Origin of the sequence: Nocardia sp. NPDC050435 (assembly GCF_040655395.1) — a bacterium.
Lineage (GTDB): Bacteria > Actinomycetota > Actinomycetes > Mycobacteriales > Mycobacteriaceae > Nocardia.
In genome coordinates this window covers 1-13,847 of the sequence record NZ_JBFAJW010000001.1, presented here as the reverse complement: position 1 = coordinate 13,847, position 13,847 = coordinate 1, and the positions used below count along the sequence as shown (strand labels likewise).

Below are 13,847 nucleotides of genomic sequence, written 5' to 3'. Positions count from 1 at the left end.
GTCGGCGCGCAGGGCGGCGCCGCGCTGATCGGGTGTGGTCACAGGGCTCCTTTCCGGTTCTCCCGCACGAGCAGGGTCAGCAGGTAGAGGCCGCCGACGGCCACGGTGACCACGCCGACGGGATAGGCGTGGCCGGGCACGGCGTGCTGGGCGACGAGATCGGCGCTGGCCAGAATCAGCGCGCCCGCCGCGGCGGCCGGGGCCAGGGCCGTGCCGGACGCGCCGGCCAGCCGGCGGCCGATATGCGGTGCGGCCAAGGCCACGAAGGCGATCGGGCCCGCGGCGGCGGTGGCGACCGCGACGAGCACCACGCCGCCGAGCACCAGGGCCAGCCGCCGGCGCGCCGGGTCGACGCCGAGCGCGGCGGCCACGTCCTCACCGAGATCGAGCACCGGCAGCGCGCGCTGGAAGCCCACGCAGACCGCGATCGTGAGCAGCGCGCCCGTGACCAGGGCCGGGCCGGTGTGGGTGAAACTGACGGCGTTCAGCGAACCGGCGCCCCACACGGTGGCGATCTGCGAGATCTCCGAATCGGCCACCAGATGGAAGTAGGTCTCCAGCGCCACCATCATGGCGTTGAGGCCGATGCCGACGATCACCAAGCGGAATCCGGCCGCTCCCCCACCGCGGCTGAGCAGCAGCACCAGCAGGGTGACGACCAGCCCGCCCGCCAGCGCACCGCCCGCGACCGCCGCGAAACCGACTCCGGCGAAACTGATCACGGCGACGCCGCCGGCCGAGGCGCCCGCGGTGAAGCCGATGACGTCGGGGCTGCCGAGCGGATTGCGCGTGATGCACTGGAACAGCGCCCCGGCCACGCCGAGCATCGCGCCGAGCAGCACCGCGGCGGTCGCGCGTGGCAACCGCCACTGCACGATGAACAGCTCCGACGTGCGGGTGCCGTGCCCGGTCAGCGCCGCGAACACCGCCGACGGCGAGTACGTCACCTTGCCCAGCATCAGCGCGGCCAGGGTGACGCCCGCGGTCAGCAGCAGCAACCCCGCGCACACCGCCGCGGAGCGCAGCGGGATGCGGGCGGACACACCGGGCCCGCGCAACACCAGCGCACCGGTATCGATCGACGCTGTCATTGGGCGTGCACCTTCTTGCTGGAGACGAGCCGGATCAGCACCGGTGCGCCCACGAAGGCGGTCACCACGCCGACCGGCATTTCGCGCAGCGGCAGCGCCACCCGCGCCAGCACGTCCGCGCTCAACAGCACGACGGGCGCGACCAGCGCGCAGAGCGGAATGATGCGGCGCTGATCGTTGCCGACCAGCAGCCGGCACACGTGCGGCACCATCAGCCCGAGGAACGCCACCGGACCCGCGACCGCGGTGGCCGCGCCGGTCAGCAGCGTCACCGCGAGCACGGTGCCGACCCGCACGCGGCGGGTGTCCACACCCAGTGCGGCAGCGGTGTCTTCACCGAGCGCGACCGCGTTGAGCGGACGCACCAGCAGGAAAGCGAGCAGCAATCCGGCGCCGAGGTAGGGAGCGATTCCGGCGAGGTCCGAGAGCGCGCGACCGGCGACCGAACCCGCGACCCACGAGCGATAGCCGTCGAACGCGCCGGCGTCGGTCAACCGGATCGCCGTGGTCAAGCCGCCCAGGACCGCCGCGAGCGCGACCCCGGCGAGGATCATCCGCAGCGGGGTGGCGGGGCCGCGGCCCGCGGCGGCCAGGGTCAGCAGCATGATCGTCGCGATCAGGGAACCGGCGAGCGCGGGCAGCACCAGGGCACTAGTGGTACTCGCCGCTCCGGTCCACAGCGCGAGGGTAACCCCCAGTGCCGCACCGCCGTTCACACCGAGAATGCCGGGGTCCGCCAACGGGTTGCGGGTGTAGGCCTGGATGAGCGCGCCACCCACGCCCAGGGCCGCGCCGACCGCGATCGCCACCGCGGTGCGCGGCAGTCGCAGGTCGAGGACCAGGGCGTCGGCTTGCTGGTCACCGTGGCCGAGGACGGCGGCGAGAACGCGTCCGGGGGCGATGCTTTCGGCGCCGACCAGCAGGCTCGCCGCCACACACAGCAGCAGCGCCCCGGCTACCGCGCCCGCGACGACGACGGTTCGAGCGCCGAGTCCAGCGGAATCAGACATGGGCGACGGTTACTCTGCCGAAGGGGCCGAAACCCCAACCGAGCTGGGTGTTCTCGACACCGACCGCGCCCGCGGCGCGCAACAGCTCCGTGATCCGCGCCTGGGCGCGCAGCGGCGCGCCGGTGACGGCCAGGCTGGTGAGCGCCTGCTCGGCGACGTGGTCGTCGACGGCGGCGCGGTCGCCGGTCGGTTCGAACACCACCAGGCAGCCACCGGCCGCGAAGGCCGTGCGCAGCAGTGCCAGGCACTGCTCGTCGGTGCGGCCGGCCAGGGCGGCGACGAGCACGGCGCAGTCGTGCGCCGGCCATTCCTCGGCGGCCGCGCCCGGCAGATGCACGGTGCGGCCGCGCGCGATTCGCTCGGCGATCAGCGCGGCCGAGTCGCCGGTGACGGCCAGCGTCCGGGCGGCCTGGACGGCGGGAAGGTCGGGCAGCACGTCCAGGACGTAGGCCAGTTGTTCGGCGGCCCGGTCCGCGTGGGCGGCGTCCAGCGCGGGGTCGGCGGCCCGGCGCTCGCGCCAGCCGAGGGTGCCGAGCCGGGCTGCGTGCCCGCCGGAGCGCAGCACGTCGAGCAGGTCCACCAGGGCCAGCGCTTCCCGATTCACGGGATTGTCGAGCGAGAGTTCCTCGTGCGCGGCGTCTTCGCAGAGCGCGGCGCCGAGCGGGGTGTTGCGGTAGCGGTCGCCGTCGGATTCGAGCAGTCCGAGCGAGGTCATCCCGTCGAGCAGCGGCAACAGGCGGTCGGCCGGAATCGCGGTCTCGGCGGCCAGGCCGGTCAGGGTGTCGACGCCGTAGGCGACGGTGGCGTTGATGCCCAGCGTGACCGCAACCCGGGTCAGCACGGGCGGCAGCAGTTCGGTCATCTCGTGCAGTTGGCGCAGCAGGGCGGCGGCGGTTTCCTCCTCCGCCCCGGCGGCCGGGGTCAGGCTTTCCGCGGTGTCGGGCGTCTGGACGGTCTGCTGGGTCTTGGGGCGGCGCCAGTACCCGACGACCTCGACGTCCTCCTTGGGCAGACCCCGTTCGGTGCGCAGGTAGCGGCGGATCGGGGCGATGGTCATGGCTTCGCCCGCCACCCAGGCGTAGGCGCGGCCCTCGGGGAAAGCGATGCGGCGCACCGCGTCGAAGAGCAGCGTGTTCTCCCCCGACGCGACGCCGTCGCGGACCAGCCACTCGACGACGACCTCGGGCCGGGTCGGCGTCTGCTGGCGATCCGCCTCGGTGGGCACCTCGATGACGACGTGTCCGCGTGTCCCCGCCGGGGCGTCCTCGAGCCAGCGGGCGATGGCGGGCAGCGCGGTTTCGTCACCGGCGAGCAGGTGCCAGTCGGCGTCGGTATTGATCAGCGCACAGGATTTCGGTCCCGCGAAGGCGATCTCGTCGCCGGGCTCGGCGGTGAACGCCCAGGACGCGGCGAGGCCGTGGTCGTGGCGGACGACATCGATGTCGAAGGTATTGCGCTCCGGATCCCAGGCGCGGACGGTGTAGTCGCGAGTGTTGGCCAGTACCTCCGGGTTCCAGGAGAAACGGTTCGCCTCCTGCGTGCCGAGCCGGGGCAGCGGGCCGTCGGCGGGCGGCACGATCAGCTTGACGTGATCGTCGAACCCGTCGGACTGGAACGCCGCGCGCGGGAAGCCCTCGCCCATCGTCCCTTCGGCCAACTCGGGGCCCGCCAGGGTGATCCGGCGCATGTTCGGCGTAACATCGACGACCGCGGCCACCTGCGCCCGGCGCATCACGATCGGGAAGATGTGCAGGGGGCGGGACGTGCGCGGCATTCGAACTCCAGACATCGACGGACACAAAGGCAAGGCTTACCTTATATCTGTCGAATGCGGGTCGGCGCGCGCCCCCGCCACCGCGCAGCTACCGCCTGGCTCGCTCAGTGCCCGAGTGCCGAATCACCTTCTGCCCCTGGCGTGCTCGCTGCGGCCCGCCGGCAATAGCTATCGGCTCTAGCTGCTCGTATGCCCGCGTCGATGGTGGCACCATCGATCCGTGGACAAACTGCTGGTCTTGGTGAACGGGCTCCCGGGCGCGGGGAAGACAACTCTGGGCACCGGGCTCGCACGGTCGTTGAACGCGTGGTTCCTGTCCAAGGACGTCATCAAGGAGGCTTTGGCCGGGTGCCTCGAAAACGCGGTCGAGACACCCGACTTGGGTGGCGTCGCCATGGACACGATCTGGGCGCTGGCCGCTCGAGCGCCGGCCGACGTCGTCATCGACTCCTGGTGGTTCAAGCCGCGCGACCTCGCCTTCGCCCGCGCGGGCATCGCCGGGGCCGGAGCCCGCCGCACCCTCGAGGTGTGGTGTGACCTGCCCGCGGCGACCGCGCGATCCCGTTATGCCGCACGGCAACGGGCGCCGATCCATCGCGATCGGCAGCGTCTGGCCGAGCACTGGGACGAATGGGCCGCCCACGCCGCACCGCTCGGCCTCGCGCCGGTCCTGGTCGTCGACACCACCGGGCCGATAGATCACGGCGCGCTGGCAGAGCGTATCCAAGCGATGGCGTCGCCGCCGCACTGAACGGCCCGCGCGAGTCAGTGCAGGTAGTGGGTCAGTCCGTCGCCGATCTGGCGGGCAGCCGCGCAGGGCTCCGGCGCGTCGGGGTTCAGATTGCGGATAGTGAAGATGATCAGGCCCATGGGGACGGTCACGCCGATGTAGCAGCCGATTCGGTTCGAGTCCTGGGCGGCGCGGAACTGGTGGGATGGGCGGGCGGCGACCGTCAGCGGGGTGAAATCGACGTAGCGGCCGTTCTGGGTGAAGTCCTGGATCGTCTTGCGGGTGGCGGTGATCGTCACCTCGGACTTGCCGGTCGAAGACTGCCAGCGACAGGCGAGGTCACCGGAATCGTCGGTGATCACCGCTTTACTTTCCGGGCGGTAGCCCTGCCGGTTGATGTCGGACGCGGCGATTCCGCACGGATTCCAGAGCACGACAGGCGCTTTCGTGGTGGATGGCGGTTCCGGGGCCGGTTCGCTCGGGCTCGCGCTACTCGTAGCGGTGGTGCTCGCCGGCGGGGTGGAACTCGAGGGGGTCGCGGACGATTGGTCGTTACCGCATGCCGTGAGGATCGAGGCCATGCCGAGGGCCGCGGCCAGCAGCGCCGTCGATGTGCGACTACCCAACATAAGGGGCTCCTTTGGTGCTGTCCCTCGCGTGCGTGAAGTCGCGGTGGCCGCGGCGCTCGTTACAGGGCGCGTCGAGGTGATGTCACAGTGCCCCGCCCCGTCTCGTCATCTCGATAACAGTGAACGAACGACAAAGGACACGATCATGACGATGCAGCAGCACATTCCGGCGGAGACCCGAGCGAGCGGACATCCGGTGCGGTGGAAGATGTGGCTCCTGACCCTCGCGGGCCTGTACCCCTTGCTGGTCGCGTTGGTGATGGTCACCGCGCCCCTGCTCGAACCGCTGCCGACACCGCTGCGACTCGCCTGCATCATGCCGGTTGCGGTCGCCGCGATGGTGTGGGGTGTGATGCCGGTGCTAACCCGGCGCTTCGCTCACTGGCTGTCCGCCTGAAAACGTCGGACCGAGAACGGATCTCGTCACGGGCGGTTTCCGCCTGCGCGGCGACCGAGCGGGTAGGCGTCGCGCAGGCGATGCACGGTCGCCGTGACGGCGGCCCGAATGTCGTTCTCGTTCAACGGGGTCGAGAGCAGGGCGGAAGTGAACGAGAAGCCTTCGATCAGGGCGAACAACAGGTGTGCCTCGCGGTGTAGCGCGTCCTCGTCGATGGTGCGATCGGCCAGGGCCTCACGTAGCAGCGAGCGGATCAGCTCGGCGCCGGCGTGGGAGGTCGCGGCGATGTCGGCGGCGAACTCGGGGTCCGTGCGCGCCAGGACGCGGTATTCGACCAGGGCGATGTTCTCCTTGGCCTCCTGCTCGGTGGTGGGCGCGGCGAAGGCGATGATGTCCACGATCCGGGCGGCCGGGTCGTCGGACATCGCCGCGGCGCGGTCGACGGCGCGCTGCATAAGGACACCCAGGGTGAAGCGCATGACCTCGCGGACGGTGTCGCCGAAGTAGTGCCGGATGCTGCCGATGGCCAAACCGGTGCGGGCGGCGATCCGGGCGAGAGTCACCGAACGGAGACCGTACTCGGCGATTTCGTCGATGACGGCGTCGGCGACCTGCTCCCGGCGGGTGTCCGGGTCGACTCTCTTGGGCACGAACTTCACCTTAGCGGTTCTAGCATTATCGTGCTAATTTTTTTGGCATGGCCATGCTAGAACTCCGCCTGCCGCGCTCGACCGATGCTGGACGGAGAACGCGCCTGCGATCAGAACGCTTGTCTTCGAGTCGATTCCGACGAGTCACGGGCGGGATCGTCGCAGTCGCCGCACTCCTGCTCGCCGGCTGCACACCCGCTACTCCCCCCTCGAGTTCCGGCCCGGATCTCGGCCACTATCTCGACCAAGAACTGGCCTGGGGCGGATGCGCGGACACCGCGACCAGCACGGCCGATGCCGAACTATTCGCGAACCCCGCGCTCGAATGCGCCTCGGCGCAGGTGCCTCTCGACTACGACGACCCAGAAGGCGAGCGGGCGCAGATCGCACTCCTGCGGCTGCCCGCCACCGGCGAGGCCGAGGGTTCGTTGCTCATCGATCCGGGCGGCCCAGGCGGGTCCGGCACCGGCTTCATCGCGTCGACGGTGCCGCTGTGGCAGGCGAACCCCGTCAACGAGCGCTTCGACATCGTCGGCTTCGATCCGCGCGGCATCGGCTCGTCGACCCCGGCCCTCGACTGCTACACCGACGCGGAGTACGACACCGGTGCCGTGCCGCGATTCGGCGTGGTCTACGACGTCACGAGCGCCGGACAGGCCGCCGAGCTCGCGGCGCGCTGCGCCGCCGCCTCCGGCTCGGCGAACCTGGCCAATGCCGGATCCACGAACGTCGTCCGCGACATGGACATCCTGCGAGCGGCGCTCGGTGACGACCAGCTGACCTACCTCGGCTACAGCTACGGCTCCGAGCTCGGCGCCATGTACGCCGCTACCTATCCCGAGCGGGTCCGCGCGATCGTGCTCGACGGCGCGGTCGCACCGGATCTGACGGCGCGCGAATTCCGCCTGTCCCAATTTCGTGGGCTGCAAGCCCGATTCGACGATCTCGCCGCGCTCTGCGCCCGATCGCGCGACTGTGTCCTGGGTTCCGATCCACGGGCGGCGAACGATCGCCTGCGCGAAATCGTGCGGCCGATCATCGCGAATCCGGCGCCGACGACCAGCGGCCGTACCGTCAGCGTCTGGGACGTCTACCTCGGCATCAGCGGCGGCCTGTATGCGGAAACGAAGTGGCCAGACGTCATTTCGGCCCTGACCGCGCTCGAGGCCGGGCGCGGCGACGAGATGCTCGCCCTGCGCGACACCTTCTACGCCCGCGCGGCGGACGGCGCCTACGGTATGGACTTCGACACCAACATCGCGGTGCGTTGCATGGATTCGCCTCGCTTGTCGCCCGAGCAGACCACGGCCCTTGCCCGCGAAATCGGGCGCGCCGCACCGATGTTCGACCTGGACGTGTTCACAGCGAGAAGCTTCCACAGCGAGTGCGCGGCCTGGCCCGCACCGCCTACGCGCGCCGAACCCTGGCTCTCCGTTCCCGCCGACCTCCCCGCGACGCTTGTCGTTTCGACCACCGGTGATCCCGCGACGCCGCACGAGGGCGGCATCGCGATGGCGCGAGCGCTCGGCGGAAGCCTGCTCACCGTGGCGGGCAAGCAGCACGGGGCGTATCTGCTCGGCGGCAGCAAGTGCGTCGACGAGACGGTGAACGCTTATCTCCTCCGCCTCGAGACCCCGCCTGCGGACGCCCGTTGCAGCCTCTGACATGCTGGGATGCAGCGACATTCATTGCCCAGAGCGCACGGTGCGACGGCGGCATTCGCACCTCAGGCCCGGCCGCCGCCGACGGTCACAATCGCTCGAGACCCGCGGCGAGGACGGCGATCCCCGAGGTGAGCACGCCGGCCACCAGCACCGTGGCGCCGACCCACACGCTCGCGATCATCGGGTTGGGACGCTGCGGGTCGCGGCCGAGTACCGACAGGAAGAAGCCGGCGGGCATCAGGATGGCCGCGACGAGCACGGCGATCGCGCCGCCGTGGGCCCAGCCCGGGCTCGCGCCCGCGGCGGTACCCAGCACGCCCAGCAGCAGCCCGAGCATCACCAGGACACCCGCGTGCGCGTGCCCGGCGCGAAAGAACGACTTCTGCAGTTCGTTGGCCGGTTGGGCGCCGGTGACGACCCGCAGCAGGAAGGTGCCGCCGAACGCGATGGTCGCCACGGAAAGGATGGTCGCGCCGAAGGCGATGGTGGCGATGGGACTGATCGGTGAGACGTACACGGCGGGATTCCCCTGCTTCCGAGTTATTGGATAGTGCAACTATCTAAGTTTGGATAGTTACAGTATCCAATGTCAAGGGTGTCGTCGCGAAGGAGTGCACAGTGTTGATCTCGGAGCTGGCCGCGCAGACCGGGGTGCCGGTGCCGACGGTGAAGTTCTATCTCCGCGAAGGCGTACTGCCGCCGGGCCGCGCGAGCAGCGCGACGCGGGCGCACTACGACGAATCGCACGTCCGCCGCATCGCCCTGATCAAAGCCCTGTCCCAGCTCGGCCTGTCGATGGCCCGGATCAAATCGATCGTCGAGCTCATCGACCACCCCGGCGATTCCCTGGTGGACACTCTCGGCGATGCCACCGCGGCCCTGCCGCCCGCCGTCGACCCTGACACCGAGGGCGACCGTTCTCGCGTGGCCGCCCTGCTGGCCTCGGTCGGCTACACCCTCCCCGCCACCTACCCGGCGGTCATCCAGCTGGAGCAGGCTCTGGCCGCGGCCGAAGCCGCCGGCCTCCCGATGACCGAAGAGCGACTGCGCGCCTACGCGCCGCACGTGATGGCGATCGCCGCCTACGACATCGACCACCTCCCCGTCGAATCCCCCTCCCACGCCGTCGAATACGCGGTTCTCGGCACCGCCCTGTACGAACCGGTGCTGGCCGCGCTGCGCCGGATCTCGCACGCCGAGCTCGCGATCAGACGTCTCGCCGGTACCGAGGCTCCGGAATGACTGTCACACCTCGGATGTGCAGGAACCCCTGCCTTCTCGAGCAGACTTCATTGTCGGCACGATCATCGTTGACCGGCTGATGCTCGAAAGATGCTGTGGGTACAGCAGACCGGCTCCACTCCGGGTATGCCCCGCCACACGATCACGAAACGCCCGCGAACTGGTGCCCCACCTGGCCTTTCGATGCGCCCAGGTGACAACCCACCCGGGCGCGTCGAACTAGACCGCGTCGGCGGCGGTGCGAATCAGGCCGGCCACGACATCCGGCCGCGACACGTAGATGGCATGGCTACCGGGCGTTTCGGCCACCGTGGCACCGATGCGCTCGGCCATCATCGCCTGGGCGGCGGGCGGGATCATCTTGTCCTCGGTGACGTGCAGATACCAGCTGGGCTTGCTGCGCCAGGCGGGCTCGCCGACCGGGCCGCCCAGCGCGTCCAGTCCCCACGGAACTTGGGAATCGGCCAGGAAGGCGGCATCTTCCGCGGGCAGGTCACCGGCGAAGGACTCGTGGAATCGGGCGCGGTCCAGGAACAGGTAGCCTTCGACCGGGGGGAGGATCGGAGGCTGCGGGCCGTCCTGCGGGAACGTGGCGATGAGGCTGTTCACCGATTCGTCCTTGTCGGGGGCGAACGCGGTGATGTACACCAAGGCGCTCACCTTTTCATGGGTGCCCGCTTCGGTGATGACCGCGCCACCATAGGAATGCCCGACCAGCACCGCCTCACCCTCGACGCCGTCGAGGATCAGCCGGGTGGCCGCGGCGTCGTCCGCGAGGGATTTCGTCGCGTTCTGGACTACGCGAACGGTGTAGCCGTCCCCGGTGAGCTCGTCGTAGACGTTGCGCCATCCGGCTCCGTCGACGAATCCCCCGTGTACGAGCACGATCGTCGGTTTGCTCATGGCAACCTCCCTCGGTGGCAGGGTGGCGCGGTCGCGCACCCGGAACTGCCGGTCACATCGTCGACCGGGACCGGCCGCCGTGACGCGGACGACCGCGCACTGTGCGCGGACGACAGCGCATCACTGCCGGGGCGCCGGATCCGGGTGGCCGCGGCGCATCTCGCCGGGACTCACGCCATAGGTCGCACGGAAGGCCCGGTTGAAGCCGCTGAGATCGCCGAAGCCGCCGCGGTGCGCCAGCGCCGCGATGCTGAGGTGTTCGAGCCGGCGATCCAGGAGTTCCGCGCGGACGCAAGCCAATCGGCGGCGGCGCAGATAGAGCGCGACCGATTCGTTCTCGGCCTGGAACAGCTTGTGCAGGTAGCGCGTCGAAATATTCATCGCCGCAGCGATTTCCGCCGGAGTGAGACCCGGGTCACGCAGGTGCCAATCGATGTGGGCTTTGATGCGCGGCACCAGACTGCGCTGTGCGGCGTCGGCGTGCCGGGCATCGTCGGGTTCGGCCAGCAGGCACAGCGCCAGATCGGTGGTGCGGGCCAGCACTTCCTCCGATCGCGAGTCCGCCAGCTCTGCGCCGTGCCGGATCAGATCGAGCACGAATCGGCCGACCACGCCGGAGAGTCCGTGCCGGCCCGAGAGCGGACGCCCGGCGGCGGCGCGGCGTTCCTTGTCCGTGAGCGGGACCGCCGCCGCCGGTATCGAAAGCACCGAGACCGACCACGGCCGGGTGAACGTCCAGGTGAACGGCCGGGCGTTCTCGTACACGACGAAGTCGCCCGGAGTCAGCTCGGCGACGCGGCCGTCCTGCGCCAACGACGCGGCGCCTGCGGTGAGGACCGCGATCTGGAAGAACGCGGCATCAGAGGCCCGGATGCAGCGCGGTGTGCGCCGATGGACGTGCGGGGTCGCGGTCAACTCCGCGAACAGCAGCCGCCCGCGGGTCGTTCCGTGCAACCGCGCCGTCGGATCGGGCGAACGATCCCACCCCTCCAGCCGCACCGGAGCGAAGGTGTCAGCCAGTATGTGATGCCAATAGTCCTCGCGCTCAGCGGGTTCGATCTCATCAGTTGAGGCGGCGATGTCGGGCACATCTCCTATGTTCTCGAATTCGCCCGGCCCCGGAAACGGTTTGATCGACCGATTTCCCGTCCGGGTTCGATAGCCGCGGAACAGATTCCGCCGATTCGACGACAGTCGGTGTAGGCGGGCGCGGCGCCCGATCGGGCGAGTGGGAGCGAGAATGAGCCATCGAGTGAAGTTGGGTGTTGTCGCGGCCGTTGGCGTGATCGGACTCGTGTACGGCATCAGCGCGTACGGGAAGTCGAGTGCGCCCGCGGAGGTGTGGAATCCGTGTACCGGCATCTCCGATGACGCGCTGCTGGCCGCTGGGCTCGACCCCGCCACCAGGGATAGCGGAATCCCCCAGCCGCGGGATTCCGGGCGGGCGATCTGCCGCTGGGCCGCGCCGCGGTATGCGTACACGGTGACGGTGTTCTCCACGGCCGAGGCCGCGATCGAACTCGCGCACGAATCGGGAAGTTTCGGTTGGCGCGACGTGACGATCGCCGCCCGGCCGGGGCGGCGATTCGAGGTGGCCGGCCCGTCCGCGCATCGGAACTGCCACGTCCTGTTCCCGGCGCACCACGGTGTGCTCCAGATCAGCGTTGCCATCGAATTCGGTGACACCGATCGCGTAAGCGCTTGCGAGCGTCTGGAATCTGTTGGGCAGGCGCTGGTTCCGGTGCTGCCGGAGTAGTGGACGCTACTGCTGCCGGGCGGCGATCGCGGCGTTCAGGCCGAGCAATCCGGGGCCGAAGATTTTCTCGGCGAAGAAATCCCGCTGGGCGCGGCCGTCCCCCTCGGTCGGTTCGAATTCCGCCGACCATTGCACCAGGCACGTCCGGTCGCCGCTCTCCAGCACCTTCATCCGGGCGCGGTAGCCGGTCACGGGGAAGGGATGCTCGACGAATTCGTAGACCACCTCCATCCCCGCCGCGTCGAGGCTCACCAGTCGCTCGGTGAGCGTGGCGCCGTCCGCGGTGGTCAGCTCCCGGACGCAACCGGGCTCGGCGTCCGTACCGCTGTGCAGGCGGCTGGCCGCGATCGCCGGGTGCCAGCGATGGATGTCCCCGAAGTCGGCGATTTCGCGCCAGACGGTCGCGGAGGGATGCGGTGAGACGGTCTCGACGGCGACATGCATGAGGAGCTCCTTGTCCACGACTGACCACGATTATTCCAAAAACGCACCAAGACAGAGTGATTCGCACAAACACGGGTTACGCGGCACGAGCAGGGAGTCCTTCGTGACTCGCTCCCGGCAGCGACCATTTATACCCGCCGACACATCAAGCCCCCGCTGGGGTGCCGCCCCGGCGAATGTCGTGCGGCCTCGAACGGCCCGCCGGCTGAAATAATCGCGCGGCCCCCTGTGCCCGGATGTCCTCACCCGCCCCACCCCCGGGCCGCCGCAACGCGACTACAGGATCGAGGACCGACCATGGGAGTGCTGGCCCCCGGCAGTCAACGCCGGACGCTGGAGGAACTGCTGGACCGAGTCGATCTGGACCACGGCGACGTCCGCGCCAAACGCTCCGCGTTCTGGCTCATGCTCGCGCTGTCCAGCGTCATCGCGGTCTCGGGCGTGATCGGCGATTCCACGGCCACGGTGATCGGCGCGATGATCGTGGCACCGCTCTCGGTCCCGATCCTGGGTGTCGGGCTGGGTATCGCCACCGGCCGTGCGGCGCTGATCGGGCGCAGCCTGCTGCTGGTGCTCGCGGGCGTCGCCCTGGTGGTGGTGATCGGATTCCTGACCGCGAAACTACTGCCCAATCCGGGCGACGTGCTGGCCAACCCCCAGGTGGCAGGTCGCACCTCACCGAAGCTGATGGACCTGACCGCGGCCTTGGCGACGGGGTTGGTCGGCGTGATCGCGATGATCCGCCGGGATGTGGGCGACGTGCTGCCCGGCGTGGCGATCGCGATCTCCCTGGTGCCGCCGCTCGGCGTGGTCGGCGTGTGTCTCGGCTCGCACGCCCCGGGCCTCGCGCTCGGCGCCTTCGTTCTGTTCGCCTCGAATATGGTGGCGATGATCGTCACGGCCACCATCATTTTCGTCGCGACCGGATACGCGAACGAAGCCGGAGTCGGAGCGGCCCGGCGCGGGCGCGCCTACGCGGTACTGGCGGCCGCGCTGACCCTCGTCGCGGTGCCGATGGTGGTGAACTCGCTGTCCACGGTGTGGGCCGACCGCATCGCGCACGCGGCCCGGGGCTGGTTGACCGATGTCCCCGGCGCCGAGATCACCCAGGTGACCGTGCACAGCAGCACCGCCACCATCGAGGTCCTCGCACCCGCAGACCTGCCGCCGGTGGACCAATTGCAGAAGCAGGTCGAAGATCTGGTGCCGTGGCATCCGCGGGTGGTCGTCGTGCACACCGTGGGCAGCCGTACGCAGAACTGATCGCCCGACGCGAAAAATAGGTCGCGTCGCGCACGACTGTTTCTCTACTATTCATTCTGGGCGGCGTTCCGAAGAGGAAGTGCGAAAGGGTGATTCCGGCGTCCACACGAGGTGACCTGACCCCGTGATTTCGGCCCGGGGTCTGTGAGAGCCTTGCGACCCGCGAAGTGGGCAGGAAGGCTCGAAGACGATGGCGACACGCAAGAGGCACACCCCGGAGCAGGTCGTGCGCAAGCTGGGCGAGGCCGATCGGCTGCTGGGCGAGGGCAAGGACATCGCCGATGTGTGCCGGCC

Annotated in this window: 15 protein-coding genes; 6 read left to right on the top strand and 9 right to left on the bottom strand. The window is 69.7% G+C overall.

The features are described from left to right. Positions 1-38: 38 nt before the first annotated feature. The 3 genes from AB0I43_RS00075 to AB0I43_RS00065 are packed head-to-tail and all read right to left on the bottom strand — an operon-like array spanning position 39 to position 3,875. Positions 39-1,091 carry an iron chelate uptake ABC transporter family permease subunit gene (locus AB0I43_RS00075; RefSeq protein ID WP_356977633.1) on the bottom strand — a complete coding sequence of 351 codons (1,053 nt, stop codon included), beginning with the start codon at positions 1,089-1,091 and terminating at the stop codon, positions 39-41. Continuing rightward, positions 1,088-2,101 (bottom strand): iron ABC transporter permease, encoded by a 1,014-nt coding sequence (locus AB0I43_RS00070; RefSeq protein WP_356977634.1) that lies wholly within the window; start codon positions 2,099-2,101, stop codon positions 1,088-1,090. Before AB0I43_RS00070 ends, AB0I43_RS00075 begins: the two co-directional genes overlap by 4 nt. Next, a complete protein-coding gene (locus AB0I43_RS00065; protein WP_356977636.1) occupies positions 2,094-3,875 on the bottom strand; it encodes a siderophore-interacting protein in 1,782 nt (593 codons plus the stop codon). Before AB0I43_RS00065 ends, AB0I43_RS00070 begins: the two co-directional genes overlap by 8 nt. Before the next feature lie 220 nt (positions 3,876-4,095). Here AB0I43_RS00065 and AB0I43_RS00060 point away from each other — a divergent pair, with 220 nt between their 5' ends. After that, positions 4,096-4,626, top strand: a complete 531-nt coding sequence (locus AB0I43_RS00060; RefSeq protein ID WP_356977638.1) for an AAA family ATPase — start codon at positions 4,096-4,098, stop codon at positions 4,624-4,626. A gap of 14 nt (positions 4,627-4,640) precedes the next feature. On the opposite strand, the gene AB0I43_RS00055 is transcribed toward AB0I43_RS00060, so the two are convergent. Then, entirely contained in the window at positions 4,641-5,234 is a 594-nt protein-coding gene (locus AB0I43_RS00055) for a DUF3558 family protein (RefSeq protein ID WP_356977640.1), read from the bottom strand. Positions 5,235-5,262: 28 nt separating this feature from the next. Between AB0I43_RS00055 and AB0I43_RS00050 the strand changes: the two genes are divergently transcribed. Further along, on the top strand, positions 5,263-5,631 hold the full coding sequence (locus AB0I43_RS00050) for a hypothetical protein (protein ID WP_356977642.1): 369 nt from the start codon (positions 5,263-5,265) through the stop codon (positions 5,629-5,631). 26 nt (positions 5,632-5,657) lie between these two features. Here AB0I43_RS00050 and AB0I43_RS00045 read toward each other — a convergent pair whose 3' ends face one another. Next, complete coding sequence (locus AB0I43_RS00045) at positions 5,658-6,281, bottom strand: TetR family transcriptional regulator C-terminal domain-containing protein (RefSeq protein WP_356977644.1); 624 nt, start codon at positions 6,279-6,281, stop codon at positions 5,658-5,660. Between the two features lie 119 nt (positions 6,282-6,400). On the opposite strand from AB0I43_RS00045, the gene AB0I43_RS00040 reads away from it, so the two are divergent. Beyond that, a complete protein-coding gene (locus AB0I43_RS00040; protein WP_356977646.1) occupies positions 6,401-7,945 on the top strand; it encodes an alpha/beta hydrolase in 1,545 nt (514 codons plus the stop codon). Between the two features lie 85 nt (positions 7,946-8,030). On the opposite strand, the gene AB0I43_RS00035 is transcribed toward AB0I43_RS00040, so the two are convergent. Continuing rightward, a complete protein-coding gene (locus AB0I43_RS00035) occupies positions 8,031-8,447 on the bottom strand; it encodes a hypothetical protein (RefSeq protein ID WP_356977667.1) in 417 nt (138 codons plus the stop codon). Between the two features lie 116 nt (positions 8,448-8,563). Here AB0I43_RS00035 and AB0I43_RS00030 point away from each other — a divergent pair, with 116 nt between their 5' ends. After that, on the top strand, positions 8,564-9,187 hold the full coding sequence (locus AB0I43_RS00030) for a MerR family transcriptional regulator (RefSeq protein ID WP_356977648.1): 624 nt from the start codon (positions 8,564-8,566) through the stop codon (positions 9,185-9,187). Between the two features lie 219 nt (positions 9,188-9,406). Here the strand turns inward: AB0I43_RS00030 and AB0I43_RS00025 are convergent, their stop codons facing one another. Both AB0I43_RS00025 and AB0I43_RS00020 read right to left on the bottom strand, forming a co-directional pair. Next, complete coding sequence (locus AB0I43_RS00025) at positions 9,407-10,090, bottom strand: alpha/beta hydrolase (protein ID WP_356977650.1); 684 nt, start codon at positions 10,088-10,090, stop codon at positions 9,407-9,409. A 120-nt stretch (positions 10,091-10,210) separates the two neighbouring features. Then, positions 10,211-11,179 carry a helix-turn-helix domain-containing protein gene (locus tag AB0I43_RS00020; protein WP_356977653.1) on the bottom strand — a complete coding sequence of 323 codons (969 nt, stop codon included), beginning with the start codon at positions 11,177-11,179 and terminating at the stop codon, positions 10,211-10,213. A 163-nt stretch (positions 11,180-11,342) separates the two neighbouring features. Here AB0I43_RS00020 and AB0I43_RS00015 point away from each other — a divergent pair, with 163 nt between their 5' ends. Further along, positions 11,343-11,846, top strand: a complete 504-nt coding sequence (locus tag AB0I43_RS00015) for a DUF3558 family protein (RefSeq protein WP_356977655.1) — start codon at positions 11,343-11,345, stop codon at positions 11,844-11,846. Positions 11,847-11,852: 6 nt separating this feature from the next. Here the strand turns inward: AB0I43_RS00015 and AB0I43_RS00010 are convergent, their stop codons facing one another. After that, entirely contained in the window at positions 11,853-12,290 is a 438-nt protein-coding gene (locus AB0I43_RS00010; RefSeq protein WP_356977657.1) for an SRPBCC family protein, read from the bottom strand. 297 nt (positions 12,291-12,587) lie between these two features. Between AB0I43_RS00010 and AB0I43_RS00005 the strand changes: the two genes are divergently transcribed. Beyond that, positions 12,588-13,553 carry a TIGR00341 family protein gene (locus AB0I43_RS00005; protein ID WP_356977659.1) on the top strand — a complete coding sequence of 322 codons (966 nt, stop codon included), beginning with the start codon at positions 12,588-12,590 and terminating at the stop codon, positions 13,551-13,553. Positions 13,554-13,847 lie beyond the last annotated feature (294 nt).

Coding starts and splice junctions, on each gene's coding strand:
- AB0I43_RS00005 (WP_356977659.1), top strand. CDS start 12,588: ATGGGAGTGCTGGCCCCCGGCAGTCAACGCCGGACGCTGGAGGAACTG.
- AB0I43_RS00010 (WP_356977657.1), bottom strand. CDS start 12,290: ATGCATGTCGCCGTCGAGACCGTCTCACCGCATCCCTCCGCGACCGTC.
- AB0I43_RS00075 (WP_356977633.1), bottom strand. CDS start 1,091: ATGACAGCGTCGATCGATACCGGTGCGCTGGTGTTGCGCGGGCCCGGT.
- AB0I43_RS00065 (WP_356977636.1), bottom strand. CDS start 3,875: ATGCCGCGCACGTCCCGCCCCCTGCACATCTTCCCGATCGTGATGCGC.
- AB0I43_RS00025 (WP_356977650.1), bottom strand. CDS start 10,090: ATGAGCAAACCGACGATCGTGCTCGTACACGGGGGATTCGTCGACGGA.
- AB0I43_RS00055 (WP_356977640.1), bottom strand. CDS start 5,234: ATGTTGGGTAGTCGCACATCGACGGCGCTGCTGGCCGCGGCCCTCGGC.
- AB0I43_RS00070 (WP_356977634.1), bottom strand. CDS start 2,101: ATGTCTGATTCCGCTGGACTCGGCGCTCGAACCGTCGTCGTCGCGGGC.